Here is a 19,906-nt window from a genome sequence, read left to right on the forward strand (position 1 = left end):
CTCCATCGGGACGGTTGATGCCGCCGATGACCATGCCGGCCGCCGCGCCGGTGCTGAAACCCACATATCGATTCCAAGGAGCTGATACCGATGAAACGGTCAATGCTCATTTCCGGCGCGCTCGCCGTTGCGCTGGTCGCGGCGCTCGGCGTAGGTGCAGCTCTGACTATCTCCAACGACAAGGGGAACGCTGGCGGGAACGCGGCGCCCCATGCCGCAACCGGCGCCGCGAGCAAGACTGCCGGCACCGCAGCCGAAAACACCGCAACCACTACCGGGCAGACGGTCGAGATGACCGCCGACTACCCCGGTTACGGTTCGCCCGCGAAGGCCGTCGCCGCCGCGGATTTGGTCGTGACCGGCGTGCCGTTGGGCTCGCGTGAGACGATTCTGTACCCCGAGATCGATTTCACGTCCGGCACTCCCGAGACCAACCCGCAGTACGGGCTGACATGGGATGACATCGACATGGATGCCATGGGCGTGCCGATCACCGTCACGCGCGTGAGGGTGACCCGCGTCATCAAAGGCGCGGTGAAGGTCGGCGACGTGATTGAGGTCGCGCAGGTGGGAGGCACCGATGTCGACGGCACCGTCGTGCGCGAGCGGAACACGGTGCTGCTGTCCGAAGCGACGGCGGCCGCCTCTGCGGCCGGCAGGTCCGCGCCGAGCGGGTTCCTGCTGCTGCTCTCGGACAGCGGCAACGGCACGTACGACGCGATCAACCCTGAAGAAGGGGTGCTCGCCGTCGATTCCGCCGGTGCCGTGAGCATGTTGTCCGAGTCGACTAGGAAGAGCCCGGTCGGCGCCACCCTCGCCGAATACGAGGCCGCCGCACGCTGACGGCGGCCTCGGCTCGGTCCATATCTCAATCGAATGGCCTATCCGCACTGATTATGCGGATAGGCCTTCGTATATTCGCGCGCGGATTGATGGCCGTCATCCCCGTCTGGTTCGGTCTGGTTCGGTTGCGGCGTTGCCCGAAGATACACATTGTGCAGCTTCGGGCAACACGGGCATGGATTGTGCACCGTAAGGTACACAATCCAGCAGCTATGTTCACAGTTGCTTCACAATTGTGCCGCAAGATGCACAATGTGTATCTTGCGAGAGGGGAGGGCCGGGACGGAAGGGCCCCGGTTTTCGGCGGTAGGCTGTCGACCGCTTGCGGAAAGGCCCTGCGCACAGCGTCCGCGATATAGTCGACCGCCGTCGCCGTGTATCCCCTATTCCTGAATCCGCAGATGCCGTTACTGTCTCCTCGTCCGGGCTCGCCTATTGTGTTGAGACCTTCGGCTTACAGGCAATGGGCCATATAGAGCGGCACGCGTATGCGTTCGCCGTCGGCTTCCAATTGACGTGGGTGGATCACGTATTCTTTGCCGAGCCGTTTGCCGCCGTACAGGGCGCGGAACTTGTCAAGGGAGGACGTTCCGTATCGTTTGGTTGATTTGACTTCGATGGGGCTGATGCGCGGTTTCATGGCGGCGTTGTCGTAGTCGCGCACGATGAGGAAGTCGATCTTCATCGTCCTGGCTGCATCCTCGCGGTTGTTGCGCGAGAAGAAATAGAGCGCGCGACCGTTCGCGCGGAACTGCTGGGCGACGGCGTTCTCTGAGAACATGCCTTCGTTGATGGCGAGTTTGTCGAACAGGATGTCGCGGTAGACGTCGTCCGGCGTGGTCTCGCGGTCGGCGAACGTCTGCGATACCAGCAGGCCGGTGTCGGCCATGTAGCATTTGAACGATGCGTTGTCCGCGTACAGGCCGAGCCCGACCGTCGGATCGGTGGAGTTGCGGCAGATGTTCACCAGCCGCGCGTCCTCGAGCCAGAAGAACGCGGAATCATACTCGCGCATGCGCGCGTCTGTGCTGACGGACGCGAGCGTGAAGCGTTTCTCATGCTTGGATAATTGCCCGGGGATCTGCGCGAAGATGCCGCGTACTCGTCCTGCGTCGCCGCCGGCGAACTTGCCGATGTCGTCGCTGTACAGGCGCAGGATGCCGCGTTTGATGTCGTCGGCCTCCCCGAAGTCGCGGTGATTGACATACGCGGCGACGGCCTGCGGCATGCCGCCGACCAACATGTATTCGCGCCACAGGCGCATCGCGCGTTTGTGCAGTACGTCCGGCAGGGGGATGAACGTGTCGAACGCGCCGCGGATGGCGTCGGCGAGGAGTTCCTCGCCCATCGCCCAGCAGAACTCTTCGAAGTCGAGCGGTTCCATGCTGAGCCTACGTTCTTCGGAGGGGATGACGATGTTGGTCACGTTCCGCTTGATTGAGATCAGCGATCCGGTTTCCACGTAGTCGTACCTGCCGTCGGCCACGAGGTATTTGATGAGTTCGCGCGCCGGCGGATACTGCTGCACCTCGTCGAAGATGATGAGCGACTCCCGGCGGACCAGCCTGGTGCGGTAATAGGTGGACAGCATGAGGAAGAACGTGTCGAGATCGTCGCGCTGGTTCTCGAACAGCTCGCGCACGTCGCGTGGCAGGCGTGCGAAATCGATGAGGATATACGACCGGTACTGCGTGCGTCCGAACTCCTCGACGATGGTGCTCTTGCCTACGCGCCGCGCGCCTTCGACCAGCAGTGCCTCGCGGCCGTTCGCCTTGCGCTTCCAAGTGATGAGTTTGTCGAGCATCTTGCGTCTGAGCATGGCAGGCATCATCCTTTACACGAAATCAACGGTATGCATACTGGTGAATATACACGATATCAACGGTGTGCGGATTTGGGGTTACCGTCACCCGTCTGGTTCGGTCTGGTTTGGTCTGGTTTGGTCTGGTTTGGTCTGGTTCGGTTGCGGCGTCGCCCGAAGATACACATTGTGCAGTTTCGGGCAACACGGGCATGGATTGTGCACCGTAAGGTACACAATCCGGCAGGTATGCTCACAGTTGCTTCACAATTGCGCTGCAAGATGCACATTGTGTATCTTGCGGGAAGGGCGGGGCGGAGCGGAGGGGCTGCAGGGAGGGTGGAACGAGGCCTGCGGGGATAGGCGAGAGAAGGAAGGAGGGAGAGAAGGAGAGCGACCGAAACGCCGGAACGGAAGGCCCCTACCTGCGCATCCAGACGTCGCTGCGGGCGCGCAGGCCGTTGGCGAGGCCGCGTCCGCCCATCAGCAGCACGTTGAACGCCGCCCACAACAATATGGTGCGCAGCACGTCGTCGCCGGCGCTCGCGGCCAGCGGCGCCACCGCGAGCAGCATCACCGCGATATAGCCGACCGCCGTCGCCGTGCAGGTAAACGCAAGATACGTAAAGTCGCGGGCGCCGATGAGCACGCCGTCCAACGCCATCATCCAGCCCTGCAGCGGCAGGAAGACGCCCATCGTCCCCATGCCGATTGCCACGAGCAGCCGCACATGCGGATTCGGCGAGAACGCGGCCCCGGCGATCAATCCGACCGCGACGAAGCCGACGCCGACCGCAACGCCGGCCGCAAGCCCCGCTCGTCCGGACGCACGCGTCAGCCGTCGCGCACGAACCGGATCGCCGGCTCCCAGCGCGGCCCCGACCAGCGTCTGCCCGGCGATGCCCACCGAGTCAAGCACGTTCATCGCGAAGTTCCACGACGAATTCACCGCCTGAAACCCCGCCAGTACAAGCGTCCCCGACCGGGCGGCCACGCCGACCGTCACCACCATCGCCGCGCGGATCGCCAGCGTACGTACGAACAGCGGCAGCCCGTCGCCTCCGGCCGCCGCGATGCCCGCCGCGCGAGGCCGCAGCGACGCTCCGTCCGCGCGTGCCCACAGCACGGCCGGCACCACCAGGAACACGCCCATGAACCATTGCGCGAGCATCGTCGCCACGCCCGAACCGGCGATCCCCCAGCCGAGCCCGAACACAAACAGCACGTCCAGCACCGTGTTGAGCACGGCTCCGCCCACGGCCGCGACCAGCGTGATCCGCACCTTCTGCAGGCCGCGGAACACGCCGTTCGCCGCGTACACGAGCAGCATGCCGGGAGCTCCCAGCACCACCGCGCGCGTGTAGGCCGTGGCCTGCGTGAGCACGTCACCGGTGCCGCCGAGCGCCCGGCACAGCGGCTCGGCGGCGGCGAACAGCACGGCGGCCAGCGCTACGCCGATGCCGAGCGCGAGCCACAGACCGTCGATGCCGGCCTGCAATCCCTCGCGGCGTCGGCCGGCGCCGAGCAGGTGCGCGACCTGCGCGGTGGTCGAGTAGGCGAGGAAGATGCACAGGCCGACGGCGGTGAGGATGATGGTCGAGCCGATGGACAGGCCGGCCAGCGCCGCGTCGCCGATGTGGCCGACGATGGCGGTGTCGATGAGGATGAACGCCGGCTCGGCGATGAGCTGGCCGAACGTGGGTGCGGCGAGCGCGAGGATGCGGCGGCGGTCGGCGCGGGCGGTGTCGGCTTGGGTGGCGCGGGCGGCGTCAGCTGGGGCGGTGACGGTTTGGGATGCGGGAGCGGAATCGTGCACACGGCAACTCTAGCGTATGGCGGTGCGCGGGCAGGGGAGGCGTGCGGGAGTGACGGGCGACAGCCGACGCACGCGAGCGTGGCGTGCGGCGGGTGGCTGCCGGACGTGGCTTGCGGCGTTCGCGACGCGGAGTGTACGCGGCGTGAGCGTGGCCAACGATGTGCGGCGCCGCTTATACAGGATGCGGCGACGTTTGGCAAATCGACGTTGTCGCCTGCGGACGGTGGCGATGGAGTTATCCCCAAGTTATGCACAGATTTATCCCCATGATGTGGATAAGTCGGTGGGTTATCCACGGAGTTATCCCCGAAATGTGGATAACCCGATTTTGTTATCCACATTTGGGTGTGTATGTGTGTCGCGAAGGTAAACGGAACCTGAATGCGGGCGAGGTGGATGTGGATAAGTCGGCGGTGCGCCCGCGTTGTTGCGGCCGGTTGTGGATGGCCTGTGTGGAAAACGGTGGCGGAAAAGTACGTTGTCGGGTGCCGTGGCGATGCCGGAGGGGCATCGTGATGGCAGACGGCAGTAGGCGTGTCGCGCAGACCTGCGAAAAAGCGGTAGATATGTTCCCCTTTTTCGGGCCCGATATATACTCAGGGTTATGGCAGAGGAAACGACTTGGGGATCGCCGCGTCCGCGCGACGTCGGCGCCGGATCAGCATACGTGCAGGGCGACGCGGGGACGCCCGTGCGCGACGCCGTCTTCGACCGCGTCCCGCCGCATGACGACGAGGCGGAGATGGCCGTGCTCGGCGGCATGCTGCTGAGCAAGGACGCCATCGGCGAGGTCAGCCAGATGATCGACGTGACCGACTTCTACCAGCCGAAGCACCAGACCATCTACGACGCGATCATCGACCTGTTCTCCAACTCGCAGAACGTGGACGTGGTGATCGTCGCCAACGAGCTGATGAAGAACGGAGACCTCGACAAGGTGGGCGGCGCGGACTATCTGCACACGCTCGTCGCCTTCGTGCCCACCGCCGCGAACGCCACGTACTACGCGGAGATCGTGCACCAGCGCGCGATCCTGCGCAACGTGATCGCCGCCGGCACCAAGATCGCTCAGCTCGGCTATTCGGCGGAAGGCTCGCAGGCCGAGGATGTGGTCAACCTCGCGCAGGCCGAGGTGTACGAGATGAGCACCGGACGCGTCAAGCAGGACTACGAGGCGATCGGCCCGGTCGTGCACGACACGCTCGACCAGCTCGACAAGCTGCAGACCGGCGCGGTGGAGCGCGGCGTGCCGACCGGCTTCCGCGACATCGACGACGTGACCCAGGGCCTCCAGCCCGGACAGATGGTGGTCGTGGCGGGCCGTCCGGCCATGGGCAAGTCCACGCTGGGCATCGACTTCGCGCGCGCGGCGGCCCTGCACCACGGCATGACGTCGGTCGTGTTCAGCCTTGAGATGAGCAAGATCGAGCTTGCGCAGCGCATCATCTCGGCCGAGACGAACATTCCGCTCGCCGCCATGCGCCGCGCCGACGACATCACGCCGGACCGTTGGAACACGCTCAACGATTTCTACGGCAAGCTCAACGACGCACCGCTGTTCATCGACGATTCGCCGAACATGAGCCTTATGGAGATCCGCGCGAAATGCCGCCGGCTCAAACAGACCAACGACCTCAAGCTCGTGGTCATCGACTACCTGCAGCTCATGAGCTCCGGCAAGCAGGTGGAGAGCCGCCAGCAGGAGGTCTCCGAGTTCTCGCGCGCGCTCAAACTGCTCGCCAAGGAGCTCGAGGTGCCGGTCGTCGCGCTCTCGCAGCTCAACCGAGGCCCCGAGATGCGCAACGACAAGAAGCCGCAGCTGTCGGACCTTCGTGAATCCGGCTCGATCGAGCAGGACGCCGACGTGGTGTTCCTGGTCCACCGGCCTGACTTCTACGACAAGGAGGACCGTCCGGGCGAGGCCGATATCATCATGGCGAAGCACCGTAACGGTCCGACCGAGACGTTCCATCTGGCGTTCCTCGGCGCGTACTCGAAGTTCAAGGACATGCCGCAGGACTACAACGGCAATCAGGGGGTGTGATGATGGTCGAGAAGACGACGGAAAACAAGGATGCCGTCAGTGGTGGCGGTACCGCCGGCAATGGAGGCAACGGCGACGCCGGCAGGACGGTCGGCGCGCGCAGACCATGGAACGCGGGGCTCACCCCGGCCATCGGCAAGACCGTGCGCTGGGCGTCCCGGCTGCTGCACCACGGCGGTTCGGCGTTCCCCGGCCGCGTGGTCGAACAGATCGACCCCGGGTTCCTCGCACGCACGCTCGGACGGCTGCCGCTCGGCGTGGTGCTCGTCTCCGGCACGAACGGCAAGACGACCACCACCCGCATGGTCGCCTCGATGCTCGCCGACCTGGGACTGAAGGTGTTCACCAACCCGACCGGCTCGAACTTCACGCGCGGCGTGGTCTCCGCGCTACTGGAACAGGTGACGCTCGGCGGCGGGCTCGACGCCGACATCGCCGTCCTCGAGCTTGACGAGGCGTACGCCGTGCATTTCGTACGGCAGGTGCGCCCCCGGTACGCGCTGCTGCTCAACGTGATGCGCGACCAGCTCGACCGGTTCGGCGAGATCGACAACACCGCCCGACTGCTCGGCCACGTGGCCGAAGCCACGACCGGCACCGTCGTGCTCAACCGCGAGGACCCGCGTATCGCACGACTGGCAGGACTTTCGCCGGACGGCACGGACGTGCGGTATTTCGGGCTTTCCGCCGACCTGCGGCGGTTCTTCCCCTCGGACGACGACATGGCGACCACCGTCGCCGAAGAGGCGGCCAGCGTGGCGAAAGGCGCCGCGCAGTCGCTGGGCATCGTGGAGGATGACGGGCAGATGGGCGTCGGTCAGTCGGGCGGCGCTGCGCCGGCGCAGTCCGCGAGCGCAAGACACGCCTCCGGGAGCGCGTTGGGCGACGATTTGTTGGACGACGATCTGCCGGACGACGATCTGCCGGCCGACGTGACGTTGATCGGCGTCGGCGATCATCATGCCTCGTTCGCCATCGACGGACGGACCGCGGACACCGCGGTCAAGCTGGAAGGCGTGTACAACCTGTACAACGCAGCGGCCGCGCTCGCCGTCGTCCGCGCGGTGCAGCTCGATGCGCGGCATTGGGCGGTCCCCATGGTCTGTGGTGGCGATGGTTCGATTTTTGAAGGACGTAACGCGCAGTTCCGCGAGCTGGCGGTCAAGGTGCAGTATGATTCAGCACTCAGTGATCGCCTGCGCCATTTTGGATATGCTGGTTCCGATGCGTTGTTCACCGCCGTCTCCCACGTCACCCCGGCGTTCGGCCGCGGCGAAACCATCACGGTGAACGGCGCCGACGTGCAGCTGCTGCTCGTCAAGAACCCCATGGGATTCCGCCTGTCGCTCGGCTCATTCCCGCCCGACGGCCACGACACGATGATCGTCATCAACGACGAATACGCGGACGGCCGCGACATGAGCTGGCTGTGGGACGTCGACTTCACCAGCCTGCGCCCCACCGGCGTCGCCATGGTCTCCGGCACCCGCGCGTGGGACATGGCGTTGCGCCTCGAATACGACCAGGTGAAGGTCGACCAGACCGGCACCGACCTGGAATCCGCGGTCGCCCGGTTCGTCAAGGAGCACCCCGGACGGCCGAAGCACATCTACTGCACGTATACGGCGATGCTGCGCGTGCGCGCCGAGCTCGCGAAACTCACCGACGTCGCCGACGCCGGCGTCGGCAGGTAGGCAGATCGGTCGCGAACGCGGAATGCGGAACGTGAACGTGGAACGTAAGGAACGGAGACTGTAATGGGCAAGGTCATTGACGTGATGTCCCTGTACCCGAAGGACATGAACATCTACGGGGATTCCGGCAACGTGCTGGTCGTGCTGCGCAGGCTCGCCCTCTACGGGTTCGAGCCGCGGCTGCACGCCTACAACCAGGGCGACGACTGGCCGGAGCAGGTCGATCTGATCCTCGGCGGCGGCGGCCAGGACACCGGTCAGGCGAAGATCACCGACGACCTGTTCCGCCGCGCCGACCGGTTGCGCGACCTCGCCGCGGGCGGCACGCCCATGCTGATGATCTGCGGCATGTTCCAGCTGTTCGGCGAGTATTTCGAGACCGTCGGCGGCGAACGGCTCGACGGCATCGGCGTGCTCGGCGCGTATACGGTCGGCCAGGAGCATCGCATGATCGGCAACCTCGTCGAACACAGCGACGACTTCGGCGACATCATCGGCTACGAGAACCATTCCGGGCAGACGTTCCTGCGCGAGGGGACGCTGCCGCTGGGTCGCGTCGACCATGACGGCACCGGCAACAACGGCGAGGACCATACCGAAGGCGCGCGCGTCGGCAACGTGATCGGCACCTACATGCACGGGTCGCTGCTGCCGAAGAACCCGAAGATCGCCGACCACCTGATCCGCACGGCCGTCATCAACCGGTACGGCGAATTCGAGCCGGACCAGACCAGTGAGCAGATGTTCGAGCTCGCCCGGCTGGACGCGCTCGCCGAGGAGGCGCGCAAGGTCGCCGCGACGCGGCCACGGTAGATTCGACAGGCTTGACTGGTTCGGTAGGTTAGGTCGCCGGGCTGATTGTGCGGCAGGGTGGCTGCCGCGGGTGCATGTCGCGCATAAGCTGGCATGGCGGGCGTGATCGGGCCGGATATGCGGTATCCGGCCCGGCGATGCATGTTGTTCGTTTTACCGTGATGAGGGTAGTCTGGTAGTACATCCAACCAAAGGAGGCATCATGGCTGATTTCGATTTTGGCGAGGGCCTGCGCAAGGTCTTCCTCGCGGGCATCGGCGCTCTGGCGACCGGTGTCGAGAAGGGACAGGAAGGTCTGGAGAAGGGACAGCAGATCATCGACGATCTGGTCAAGAAGGGCGAGCTGACCGTCGAGCAGGGCAAGGCGCTCAACACCGAGCTCAAGCATAAGGTGCAGGAGGCCAAGACCGCCGAAGAGGCGAAGCCGGCCGAAGCGGCCGACGGCGACGCGGCGTCCGACACCACCGAGGAACATGCCTGAGTCGTTCCCCTCGAATGCATCCGGCCGCGCGGGCGGCGAATCGTCCCAGCGGCCGGGTACGGCGAAGCCGTCGAAGACCATGCCGGCTGCCGCTTCGGCGTCGAACGGCAACGTCGCGAACGCGGCGGATACCGCCGCCCGAAGGAACGGAGTCGCGCCGGATGCCAACGACGAACTGTCCGTGCGCAAGCGCCGGTCGCGCAACCATCACAGCAGCTGGGACGGCTCGCCGACGATCGGCCTGTTCAACAATCACAAGGACATCTTCTCCAGCCGATACCATCTCACCCGTCGCGGCAAGGCGAAACGGTTGGCGCAGATCATGCGCATCGCCAACCAGTTCGACGTGGTGCATGGGCTGACGCCGGTCAAAATGCGTCTCATGCTGGAGGCGCTGGGCCCGACCTTCGTCAAGGTCGGCCAGATCCTGTCGATGCGCTCCGAGATTCTGCCGCAGTCGTTTTGCGACGAGCTGGCGAAGCTGCGCGCCGACGCCGACCCGATGCCTTACCAGACCGTCGTCGATACGCTGACCGCCGAATACGGGCGTCCGATTGACGAAATCTTCGCCAATGTCAACCCGACGCCGTTGGGTTCGGCGTCGCTCGCGCAGGTGCATCGCGCCACGCTCACCACCGGCGAGGACGTGGCGGTGAAGGTGCAGCGGCCCGGCGTGCGCGAGACCATGGCGTTGGACGTGTCCATCATGCGTTCGATCGCGCGGGCCGCCACGAAGATGCTGCCCAGCGCGCAGGTCGTGGACCTTGGCGGCGTGGTCGAGGAGCTGTGGGATACGTTCGAGTCCGAGACCGACTTTCTGGTGGAGGCGCGCAACCTCAGCGAATTCAAGCGGTTCTGCGAGCCGTACCGGTATATGGATTGTCCGAAGCCGTACATGGACCTGTGCACCGAGCATGTGGTCGTCATGGACTACATCGAAGGCATATCGCTGTCGCATCCCGGGCGTCTGATCGATGCGGGATACGATCTGAAGGAGATCGGCACCAAGCTGGTCGACAATTATGCGACGCAGGTGCTGGACGTCGGCTTCTTCCATGCGGACCCCCACCCGGGCAACATCATCATCTCGGGTGGGCATATCGTCCTCATCGATCTTGGCATGACCGGACGCCTGAACGGTCAGACGCGCAGCGTACTCAAGGAGATGATCTTCGCCGTTGCCAAGCAGGATTCGTCCGCGCTGGCGGACGGCCTGCTCCGGTTTGCGGGGACCGAAGCCAATCCCGAGGACTATCCGGCGCTGTTGGCCGATCTGGATATGGTCGTCAAGGAGTTCGGCACCGTCGACCTGGCCGACCTGGACATCGCCGCGTTCCTGACGTCGCTCACCCAGCTGGCGCAGCGGCATGGCATCGAGGTGCCTGGCACCGTCACGACGGTCGGCCGTGCGCTCGTCACCCTGGAAGGGCTGCTTGACGAGTTCATCCCCGATGTGAACATGATCCAGATCATCTCCGACCATATCGCCGGCAGCAAGACGCCGAAGCAGATGGTCAAGGACGAGATCGAGTCGTTGGGCATCGAAGGCCATCAGGCGTTGCATGGGCTGCTTGCCGCCGCGGGGGAGTCCAAGGTGGCGATGCGGATGCTGACCCGCGGCCAGCTGCGCATGAACGTCGAGGTCGTCGGCTCCGCGGAGCCGATGCGGCTGCTGTCCGACATGGTGAACAGGCTGACCATGGCGCTGATCGTCGTGGGCCTGTTCGTCGGCTCGTCGATCGTCTACTTCGCCGGCATGAAACCGATCATCTTCGGCATTCCGGTGGTCGGCTTCATGGGATACGTGGTCGCGTTCATCCTGTCGGCCTGGATTGTGTTCGACATCTACTTCAAGGGCCGCAAGTCAAAGCGCCGCTGACATGCCGGCGCGGTGATGCCGTGCCCGCATGTCAGCGGCGCTTGGGTGCGTTTGGCGCTTGGGTGCGCGTTGAGCCGCCACGATCTTTCGGAATCGCCCACCTCGGGAGAAGCCTCCTTGGTGGTCTCCTTCCGGGAAGTTCCTGCCCGGAAGGTTCTTGCCTACCGGGCTCTTGTCCCTCGGGAATTTCCCTGTTTCGGGGCTTCTACTTCTCGAGGAAGATCTGCGGCGCCTTCATGAAGTTGTTGGCGCAGTGCTCGCCGCAGAAGTAGTAGGCCTTGCCCTCATAGTCGCGCGTGATGGCGTCCGGGCTGACCGTCACGGTCATGCCGCAGACCGGATCGGTCGCGGTCTGCGCGCCTTCGGGTGCCTCGTGCATGTGCATATCCATGTGATTCTCCTTCTTGTGATTGATGGTAGGAGCGCCGTGGCCGGCATCGCCCGGCGTCGCGGCAGGTCGGGTGTCGATGATGACCTCGACGTGATGTTCGCCCGCCGGAGCGGGCGTCGCCTCGTGCGACGAATCGCGTCCGGCGACTCGTGACGGCAGCGAATCCGCCGTAAGACGGACCCGGTGAAGCCGGTTCGCGTTCAATACGAGGCAGACCGAGCTGAGAGCCATGGCGAGTCCTGCGATCATGGGGCTCAGCAGCCACCCGGTGAACGGGTAGAGCACGCCGGCGGCTATCGGGATGCCGATGACGTTGTATCCGAACGCCCAAGCCAGGTTCTCGCGGATGTTGCGCATGGCGGCGTGGGAGAGGTTCATGGTCTTCACCACGCCCCGCAGGTCGCCGCTCATCAGCGTCACGTCCGCGGCCTGCATGGCCACGTCGGTGCCGGTTCCCATGGCGATGCCGATATCGGCCTGCGCGAGTGCGGGCGCATCGTTGATGCCGTCTCCCACCATGGCGACGAGTCCCTGCGGCACATTGGCGATGACAGGCGATGCGCCGTCCTGTGCCGTGGCGGCCGCATGATTCGCTGCATCCCCGGTCGCGCAACCGGAGTCGTCATGGACGCCGGCTGCGTCGGATATGACAGCCATGCCGGTTGTACCGGTCGTGCCGCTGGCCATGCCGTCCGCTTCTGCCCCCGCCTTCTGGCGCTGTGCGTCGGAGGATTGCGCGACCTCCTGCTGTATGTGGTCGCGCGCCAGCTGCAGTTGCCGAATCCAGTAGGCCTTGCCATCCGGGCGGACTTGCGCGATCACCGTGTCGATGCCGACTTCGCGGGCCACCCGTTCGGCCACTTCGGCCTCGTCTCCGGACAGCATCACCGTGCGCACTCCGGCGGCGCGTAGCGTTCTGATCGCTTCTGCGGAGCCGTCCTTCACCGTGTCCGAAACGTAGCTCGGGTTGCGGTAATCGGCATGCTCGTCGACGATGCCCTTGGTGATGGTGCCGGTCTTGTCGAACACGACGGTGCCGATGTCGCGTGCCCGTTCCAAGGTCTTCGCCGAGGTCACCAGCACGCCGTTCGTCGCGCCGAGCCCGGTGGCGACAGTGACCGACAGCGGCGTGGCCAAGCCCAATGCGCAGGGGCACGCGATGATGAGCACGCTGACCGCCGCCACCAACGCGTGCGCAGCCTTGGGCTGCGGTCCGAACGCGACCCATATCGCGCAGGTCCAGACGGCGATGAGAATCACCGCAGGCACGAAGATGCGGGAGATACGGTCGGCGAGACGTTGCACGGGGGCCTTGGTCGCCTGCGCCCGGGAGACCAAGGCGATGATCTGCGAGAGCAATGTGTCGTCACCGGTCCGGGTGACCCGCATCACCGCGTTGCCATGGCGGATGATGGTGGCGCCGGTCAGGGTCTCTCCGGGCGTATGCCGCACCATGGCCGACTCGCCGGTGATCATGGACTCATCGACGCTCACCTCGCCGGCGACCATGACGCCGTCGGTCGGCACACGCTCCCCGGTCCGCACCACCAGGATGTCGTCGGTGCGCGCCTTGTCCACATCGATGTCGTGACTTGCCGCGGGATCGAGCCAGTCGGTGCTGTTGCTGCGCTCGTTGTTGGTGTGCTCGGCACCGTTATGCTCGGCGCCTGACAGCGTGAGCGCGATGCGGTCGTCAAGCTTATGCGCGGTGCGGGGCCGCAGTCCGATGAGCGCGCGGACGGCTTGGCCGGTGCCTTCGCGCGCCTTGGTCTCCAGAAGACGGCCTACGAGGACCAGCGTGATGACCACGCCGACCGATTCGAAATACGGGTCGCGTGAACCGGCGGGCATGAGGTCCGGGGCCACGCACAGCAGCAGGCTGTACAGGTATGCGGCGGTCGTTCCCAGGCAGACCAGCGAGTTCATGTCGGGGGAGCGATGCGCCAACGCGGACCAGCCGACCCTATGGATCGGCGCGCCGCAATAGAACATGACAGGCGTGATGAGGATCGCCTGCAGCCACGAGCTGGTCAGCCATGCCGGCATCATCACATGGCCGACCATCATCAGCATCATCGGCACGAACACCGGCAGGGTGAGCACGGTGCCGATGGCCACCAGCTTGGTCAGATGCCGGATCTCGTCGCGGCGCTCCTGCACCTGACGCTGTTCGGAGTCAAGCGCCTCGCGCATGCCGGTGGTGCCCGTCGGCGGTATGCGTCCCGCCGCAACGTCTCCCTCATGCTCGGCGCGACCGCCATCGTCGCGATGGCCGTCGCCTTCGACGCGAAGCAGGCCATGGACCATGTTCATGCCGCAGGCGAAGGGGTATTCGCCGGCGGGGAGCGCAGGAAGTCGCAGCTCGGTGGTGGCGTTGCCCGGCAGCGGCTGGTCGACTCCCAGGTCCGGGAACACCACGTGCGATGTGCATTCGCCGGTCTCCTTGCGGTCGAACGTCAACGTGATGGGGATGCCCTCCTGCATGACGATGGTGTCGGGCGAATACCCGCCTTTGACCACGATGGCGGCATGCTGCTCCCCGTCTTCAACGGTTCCGGCGGTGCCACGCCGGGGCGCGAAGAAGAACTTCACGGTCAGCCATGTCAGCGTCGCGGCTATCACCAAAGCGCCGACGCCAAGGAAGATATTGAATTCCATGGTCTGCTCCTTTACGTCTTCCAGCCATCTTAGTCCCGATGTCGTAAGTATACCCTATACCCCTACCGGGTATATACTGGTGTTGCGTGCATGGCATTCGCTCTGGGCGGAAAGGAGCTTCGATGCAGGGATACACGGATGATAAGGCGAAGATTCTCGCACGGCTGCGCCGTATAGAAGGACAGGTGCGGGCGGTCGCGCAGATGGTGGAGGACGACCGGTACTGCATTGACGTGCTGACCCAGATCGCCGCGGCGACGTCCGCGTTGAAGTCGGTGTCGGTGATGCTGGTGGACGACCATCTTGACCATTGCGTGCGTCAGGCGGTCGCCGAAGGCGGCGTCGTCGCCGACGAGAAGCTGTCCGAAGTCGAACGTGTGTTGTCCCGTCTGGTGCGCTGACTGCGGTCGGCGGTGTCCTGACGCGAAGCTGGCGTCGGCGACACGCCGACGTCCTTGCCTTGGCTTCTAATGGAACACATGTTCGATAATAATGTGATTGGTTTGATGCTGGTGGCGCTTGCGGCGGCACTGGGGCTTCTCGCCGGATTCCTGCTGGGCCGGTCGAAGGGGTCCGAGGCCGGCCGCAACGCGAAATCGGCCATGGTGGAGCAGCTGCAGGCCTCCGTCGAGTCCGCGCGCGCCGACAACATGCAGTTGACGGCCCAGGTGGCGGAAGGCAAGGCCCGGGCCGAGGGGCTGGCCCAGCAGCTGTCGTTCGTGCAGTCCCAGCTGGCCCAGTCCCAGCAGGCGGAGCAGGTGCGGCTCAAACGGGAGCGCGAGCGCGCGCAGGAGGAGGCCGAACGGCGTCAGGCCGATCAGGCGCAGGCGCTCGGCGAGCAGAGCAAGGTGCTGTCGGCGCTGGCCCCGGTGCAGAAGAACCTTGACGAATTGCAGCGCAAGGTCGCCTCGATCGAGGAGGGTCGTAAGCGCGAGATGGGCGCGCTTGGCGAGCAGCTGAAGGGCCTGGGTGAGCAGCAGGCGCGTCTTGACCGCGAGACGAGCTCCCTGTCCGCGGCGTTGCGCAACAACAAGGTGCGCGGCGCATGGGGCGAGGCGCAGCTGCGCAACATCGTCGAATCCGCCGGGCTGCTGGAGCACGTGGACTTCGACACCCAGGTCGTGGTCAACGGCGCCGAAGGGCAGACGCAGCGTCCCGATATGATCGTGCATCTTCCCGGCGGCAAGACGATCCCGATTGACGCCAAGGTACCCTACGCTGACTACCAGCGGGCCTGCGCCATACCGGACACCGCTTCGGCGGACGAGCTGTCTCATCGTCAGGAGCTGTTGAAGGCGCATGCGCACGCGCTGCGTGAGCACGTCCGGGCGCTTGGAGATAAGGCGTACTGGAACGCGTTCGAGACCGCGCCGGATTTCGTCATCGCGTTCATCCCCAACGAGGCGCTGCTGCAGGCCGCGATGGAGGCCGACCCGACATTGCTTGACGACGCCTTCGCCCGCAAGGTGGCGTTGACGTCGCCGGTCACGCTGTGGGCGGTGCTCAAATCGGTGGCATATGCGTGGCAGCAGCAGAGCCTCACCGACGACGCGAAGACCTTGTTCGACCTCTCCCGCGAGCTGTACGCGCGCTTTGCGGTGCTGGGGGACCGGGCCAACAAGCTCGGGGCCAGCCTGACGCGCACGGTCGGTGCATACAACCAGTTCGCATCGTCGTTGGAGTCGAGGGTTCTGGTGACCGCACGCAAACTGCAGAAGCTCGATCAGGCGACGGTCATCGCTCCGGTGGGCGTCATCGACCCCGACAAGTCCGACGTCCGCGAGCTCACCGCCCCCGAGGTGCTTGCCGCGGAGACGAAGGCCGATGACGGCGGCTCCCGCAGCGCCGCCGACTGAGATAATGACGGCATGGAACGATAGGCTTGGCATCATGGCAGATGAGCATGGATTCAGAAAGACCGGAACCCCCGCACAGGCGGACGGCTCCCGTGACGCAGCCGGCAACGGTACCGACGCATCGGAGCAGGCGCGCAGCTTCGCGATGATGGAGCCGCGCGATCAGCTGCGCAGCCTCATCGTGCAGGAGATGGACGGCAAGCCGTTCTGCGAGCTGGCGGGTGTCACGTTCGACCATCGAGGCGCCTCCATCGTGGGGCACATCCTGCTGGACACGCTGGAGGAGCGGGGGTACTCCGTCGACGACTTCGACGCGGTCGGCGCGTTGACGGCGGCCGCCGTGCCGCTGGTCGGCGCGATGATTCAGGCTGCGGCATCCCGTGGCGAGGATCTGAACGGGTTCGTCATGGACTTCGTCTATCCCTCCATCAAGGGGCCGTCCATCGCCGGCAAGCGGGTGATTCTGCTGGATTCCTGGCTGTCGGAGAAATCCTACGTCCAGACGTCCTCGCTGGTCACGCTGCGCAACGGCAACGAGCTGAGCCTCGACTTCAGCGTCGTGGAGCACGAGGGCGCGCAGGTGCTCGCCATTGCATCCCTCATCGGCGGCGTGGACATGACCGAGCCGACCATCAAGGTCATCAACCCCGTCAACGGCGAGGAGCATGACCTGCCGTTCGTCGAAGTCTTCCACGAGTCGGATCTGCGCTAGAACAGGCTGCGCTGGAGACCGGAGCCGCGATAGGCGGTGAAGCTCCGATAGGCGACACTGACGATAGAGGCTGGCCAGCGGCTGATCTGCGGCTGACCGATGATTGCCTAGCGGCTGGTCGTCGTGGCGCACGAGCGACACATCGGGCCGAGCCGATTGAAGCGTTCTCGGCGGACTGGCCGGCGGGACGCTTGTATGCCTCGCCAATACGGAGGAGAAATCATATGCATACGCCGAATCCGGTGTCGTTGGCCGCGAAACTGTCCGGCGAACCGGAATTCCGGGAAGTGGGCGTCGGACCGTGGTCCGAGACCCACCCGGGCGAGCCCCGCCCCGACAATCCGTCCGCGCCGAATTATGACCAGCGGTTCGATTCCACGCTGCTTGACGAAGGCGACCGCCGCAACGTGCTGGACCGATACCGTTACTGGACGGTCGAAGCCATCAAGGCCGACTTGGACGTCAAAGGCCGCCATGACTTCGAAGTCGCCGTGGAGAACTGGACGCACGACTTCAACATCGGATCCATGGTGCGTACGGCCAACGCCTTCACCGCGCGCCGCGTGCACATCGTCGGCCCCCACAAGTGGAACCGCAAAGGCGCGCTGATGACCGAGCTTTACCAGCACGTCGAGCATCACCCCAGCATTGAGGAACTGGTGGAATGCTGGCGATACCGCATCGCCGGCGAAATCGCGGCAGAGCAGGCGTGTACCACCGCCGACGGGCGGCGGCTGAGCGAACTCAGGCAGGCTCGCATCATCGCGCTGGACATCATCCCCGGAGCCGTGCCCATCGAGACCTACCGGTTCCCGAAACGCTGCCTGCTGCTGTTCGGCGCCGAAGGGCCGGGGCTGTCGCAAAAAGCCCTGGACCTCGCCGACGATGTGGTCTACATCTCGCAGTTCGGCTCGGTCCGATCCATCAACGCCGGAGCGGCAGCCGCCGTCGCCATGCACAGCTGGATCGCCCAGCACGCCGCCCCAGCCGGCCGATGAAGGCATCCTCCGCCTTCCAACGAAAGGCAACGCGCGCGTAAGGGAGCCGGCGGTACGGCGTGAACTCCGCCACCACAATCGTGAACGAACAACGCGCGCGTAGAGGGATTCGGAGCAGGCCGGCTGTCCCTGTCCTCCGGCAAAGGAACACGGCAAGAGACGGCGGAAGCGGAGAACAGTGCCGCGGCCATCCCACTGGCCGGCACGGGGGTTGTTGGTCAAACGGCAAGGGACGGCGGAAGCGAGGGCAGCGGCACTGCTCATATCTCGGCACTGCTCATATCTCGGCACGTTGCACGATTCGCCCGACACCCGTCAGTTCCTATATACAGCCGCGTTCAGGTCGCGTATGCTTGAGCCATGATAGAAATCAGGGGGCTCAGCAAACGATTCGGAGCCAAAACCGTCCTCGACAACGTCTCCTTCACCGCCCAAGACGGCCGCGTGACAGGATTCCTCGGGCCGAACGGCGCCGGAAAATCCACCACCATGCGGGCCGCGCTCGGCCTGATCCGTCCGGACTCCGGCGAAGCGCTCATCGACGGGCTTCCCTTCGCTAAAACACCGGCGCCCATGGCATCGGTCGGAGCCGTGCTCGACGCGAAATCCGCGCACAAAGGACGCTCCGCCTACGCACACCTCAAAGCGCTCGCCGCCACCAACGCCATTCCGCGTTCCCGCGTCGACGAGGTGATGGACATCACCGGCCTCTCCTCCGTGAAAACCCGCAAAGCCGGCAAGTTCTCACTCGGCATGAGCCAGCGGCTCTCCATCGCCGCCGCCCTGCTCGGCGACCCGCACAACCTCGTGCTGGACGAGCCGATCAACGGCCTCGACCCCGAAGGCGTCAAATGGGTGCGCGACCTGTGCCGGCAAAGCGCCGCGCAAGGACGGGCCGTGCTGCTCAGCTCCCATCTCATGAGCGAAGTGGCCATCACCGCCGATGACCTCGTCATCATCGGCCGCGGCCGCATCCTCGAAACCACGTCGATCGACCGGTTCGTCGCCGAACACTCCGGACACGCGCTGCGCGTCGTCACCCCGCAGCCGGACAAGCTCCGCGCGATCTTCGCCGACGCCCCCGGCGTCACGCTCACGCCCGTGCCGCACGCGGCCGGCACTCCGCAGGACGGGCAGACGTTCCGCATCGCCGGCGCCGATTTGGAACGCACCGCCGACGTGTTCGCCCGCGCCCAACTGGTCGTCTACCAGTTCATCGAGGAACAGGCGTCGCTCGAGGACGCCTACATGGCGCTCACCCACGCCAGCGCGGAGTACGTATCGAAGGGAGCCATCCGATGAACGATCTCAATCCGGACAACAACGGCCTCACCCCCATGCCCGAACACCAGACGGCACGACATGCGGCACGGCCGGCGGAACCGTCGATCACACAGTCTGACGTGCAACATGCGGCGTCTTCCGCCATGCAGCCCACCTCGCCTTCCGTCGTGACGGACGCAGCGCAGGCGGTCCCGTCCGTCGGCGATGTCCCGATGCCGGATGTGCCCCAGCCGCGGCTTCACCAGCCGCAGGCGCCGACACCGGTAGCGTCGCAAACCGCGGTGTCGTCATCGGCAACGTCACCGCAATCAGCGGCACCGCAAACCGGACAGCCGTATGTCCAATCGCCGCAGGATCCGGCGTTCCGCAACCAACCCGCGCAGCCGTTCCAGTGGCCTCAGCCCCGACCGTCGGAGGAGCCGTCTCAGCCGGCCTACCTGCAGTCGCAGCAGCCGTTCCAGTCGAAGCCGCCATTCGCCGAGCAGCCGGGTACGCAGCCGAATCCCAGCCTCCGCCCCCAGCAGCCGCAGTCTCAGCAATTCCAGTCGCAGCAGCCGCAATCCCGCTCGACCCAGCAGTCGACACCACAACCGCAGCAGCCGGCCCCGCAGCAGCACCCCCAACCCATACACATAT

At 65.3% G+C, this 19,906-nt stretch carries 14 protein-coding genes and 1 pseudogene; 12 read left to right on the forward strand and 3 right to left on the reverse strand.

Translation table 11 applies throughout. The annotated features are described in order from the left end of the window. Positions 1-90: 90 nt before the first annotated feature. Complete coding sequence (locus F7D09_RS06660; RefSeq protein ID WP_152234627.1) at positions 91-843, forward strand: hypothetical protein; 753 nt, start codon at positions 91-93, stop codon at positions 841-843. A 454-nt stretch (positions 844-1,297) separates the two neighbouring features. Here F7D09_RS06660 and F7D09_RS06665 read toward each other — a convergent pair whose 3' ends face one another. Continuing rightward, the gene (locus tag F7D09_RS06665) at positions 1,298-2,662 is read right to left on the reverse strand and encodes an ATP-binding protein (protein ID WP_152234628.1); all 1,365 of its coding nucleotides are present in this window, start codon (positions 2,660-2,662) and stop codon (positions 1,298-1,300) included. A gap of 403 nt (positions 2,663-3,065) precedes the next feature. Beyond that, complete coding sequence (locus tag F7D09_RS06675; protein ID WP_152234630.1) at positions 3,066-4,460, reverse strand: MATE family efflux transporter; 1,395 nt, start codon at positions 4,458-4,460, stop codon at positions 3,066-3,068. Between the two features lie 604 nt (positions 4,461-5,064). Between F7D09_RS06675 and dnaB the strand changes: the two genes are divergently transcribed. From dnaB to F7D09_RS06700, 5 genes are all read left to right on the forward strand, one after another. Beyond that, positions 5,065-6,504 (forward strand): replicative DNA helicase, encoded by a 1,440-nt coding sequence (gene dnaB / locus F7D09_RS06680; RefSeq protein WP_226836038.1) that lies wholly within the window; start codon positions 5,065-5,067, stop codon positions 6,502-6,504. Beyond that, complete coding sequence (locus F7D09_RS06685) at positions 6,504-8,198, forward strand: Mur ligase family protein (protein ID WP_226836040.1); 1,695 nt, start codon at positions 6,504-6,506, stop codon at positions 8,196-8,198. Before dnaB ends, F7D09_RS06685 begins: the two co-directional genes overlap by 1 nt. A 63-nt stretch (positions 8,199-8,261) precedes the next feature. After that, a complete protein-coding gene (locus F7D09_RS06690; RefSeq protein WP_152234631.1) occupies positions 8,262-9,011 on the forward strand; it encodes a type 1 glutamine amidotransferase in 750 nt (249 codons plus the stop codon). 202 nt (positions 9,012-9,213) lie between these two features. Further along, on the forward strand, positions 9,214-9,492 hold the full coding sequence (locus F7D09_RS06695; RefSeq protein WP_152234632.1) for a hypothetical protein: 279 nt from the start codon (positions 9,214-9,216) through the stop codon (positions 9,490-9,492). After that, entirely contained in the window at positions 9,485-11,371 is a 1,887-nt protein-coding gene (locus F7D09_RS06700; protein WP_193312369.1) for an ABC1 kinase family protein, read from the forward strand. Before F7D09_RS06695 ends, F7D09_RS06700 begins: the two co-directional genes overlap by 8 nt. Positions 11,372-11,576: 205 nt before the next feature. Here F7D09_RS06700 and F7D09_RS06705 read toward each other — a convergent pair whose 3' ends face one another. Then, the gene (locus tag F7D09_RS06705; RefSeq protein ID WP_152234633.1) at positions 11,577-14,420 is read right to left on the reverse strand and encodes an HAD-IC family P-type ATPase; all 2,844 of its coding nucleotides are present in this window, start codon (positions 14,418-14,420) and stop codon (positions 11,577-11,579) included. 122 nt (positions 14,421-14,542) lie between these two features. Between F7D09_RS06705 and F7D09_RS06710 the strand changes: the two genes are divergently transcribed. From F7D09_RS06710 to F7D09_RS06735, 6 genes and pseudogenes are all read left to right on the forward strand, one after another. Continuing rightward, the gene (locus tag F7D09_RS06710; protein WP_152234634.1) at positions 14,543-14,821 is read left to right on the forward strand and encodes a metal-sensitive transcriptional regulator; all 279 of its coding nucleotides are present in this window, start codon (positions 14,543-14,545) and stop codon (positions 14,819-14,821) included. A 78-nt stretch (positions 14,822-14,899) separates the two neighbouring features. Further along, complete coding sequence (locus tag F7D09_RS06715; protein WP_152234635.1) at positions 14,900-16,276, forward strand: DNA recombination protein RmuC; 1,377 nt, start codon at positions 14,900-14,902, stop codon at positions 16,274-16,276. A 34-nt stretch (positions 16,277-16,310) separates the two neighbouring features. After that, entirely contained in the window at positions 16,311-16,988 is a 678-nt protein-coding gene (locus F7D09_RS06720) for a type I phosphoribosyltransferase (protein WP_152234636.1), read from the forward strand. A gap of 224 nt (positions 16,989-17,212) precedes the next feature. Further along, positions 17,213-17,986, forward strand: a complete 774-nt coding sequence (locus F7D09_RS06725) for a TrmH family RNA methyltransferase (protein WP_152234637.1) — start codon at positions 17,213-17,215, stop codon at positions 17,984-17,986. A gap of 360 nt (positions 17,987-18,346) precedes the next feature. Then, positions 18,347-19,288, forward strand: coding sequence for an ATP-binding cassette domain-containing protein (locus F7D09_RS06730; protein ID WP_152234638.1), 942 nt, complete (start codon positions 18,347-18,349; stop codon positions 19,286-19,288). Then, a pseudogene (locus F7D09_RS06735) lies at positions 19,285-19,906 on the forward strand (hypothetical protein); the annotation flags it as partial. The gene F7D09_RS06730 and the pseudogene F7D09_RS06735, both read left to right, overlap by 4 nt.

This window comes from Bifidobacterium leontopitheci, from assembly GCF_009193355.1.
GTDB classification, from domain to species: Bacteria; Actinomycetota; Actinomycetes; order Actinomycetales; family Bifidobacteriaceae; genus Bifidobacterium; species Bifidobacterium leontopitheci.

What these genes read in the sequence shown, in the direction of transcription:
- F7D09_RS06700 (WP_193312369.1), top strand. Translation starts at nt 9,485, where the DNA reads ATGCCTGAGTCGTTCCCCTCGAATGCATCCGGCCGCGCGGGCGGCGAA.
- F7D09_RS06725 (WP_152234637.1), top strand. Translation starts at nt 17,213, where the DNA reads ATGCATACGCCGAATCCGGTGTCGTTGGCCGCGAAACTGTCCGGCGAA.
- F7D09_RS06720 (WP_152234636.1), top strand. Translation starts at nt 16,311, where the DNA reads ATGGCAGATGAGCATGGATTCAGAAAGACCGGAACCCCCGCACAGGCG.
- F7D09_RS06730 (WP_152234638.1), top strand. Translation starts at nt 18,347, where the DNA reads ATGATAGAAATCAGGGGGCTCAGCAAACGATTCGGAGCCAAAACCGTC.
- F7D09_RS06710 (WP_152234634.1), top strand. Translation starts at nt 14,543, where the DNA reads ATGCAGGGATACACGGATGATAAGGCGAAGATTCTCGCACGGCTGCGC.
- F7D09_RS06660 (WP_152234627.1), top strand. Translation starts at nt 91, where the DNA reads ATGAAACGGTCAATGCTCATTTCCGGCGCGCTCGCCGTTGCGCTGGTC.
- F7D09_RS06705 (WP_152234633.1), bottom strand. Translation starts at nt 14,420, where the DNA reads ATGGAATTCAATATCTTCCTTGGCGTCGGCGCTTTGGTGATAGCCGCG.
- F7D09_RS06690 (WP_152234631.1), top strand. Translation starts at nt 8,262, where the DNA reads ATGGGCAAGGTCATTGACGTGATGTCCCTGTACCCGAAGGACATGAAC.
- dnaB (WP_226836038.1), top strand. Translation starts at nt 5,065, where the DNA reads ATGGCAGAGGAAACGACTTGGGGATCGCCGCGTCCGCGCGACGTCGGC.
- F7D09_RS06695 (WP_152234632.1), top strand. Translation starts at nt 9,214, where the DNA reads ATGGCTGATTTCGATTTTGGCGAGGGCCTGCGCAAGGTCTTCCTCGCG.
- F7D09_RS06715 (WP_152234635.1), top strand. Translation starts at nt 14,900, where the DNA reads ATGTTCGATAATAATGTGATTGGTTTGATGCTGGTGGCGCTTGCGGCG.
- F7D09_RS06685 (WP_226836040.1), top strand. Translation starts at nt 6,504, where the DNA reads ATGATGGTCGAGAAGACGACGGAAAACAAGGATGCCGTCAGTGGTGGC.
- F7D09_RS06665 (WP_152234628.1), bottom strand. Translation starts at nt 2,662, where the DNA reads ATGCTCAGACGCAAGATGCTCGACAAACTCATCACTTGGAAGCGCAAG.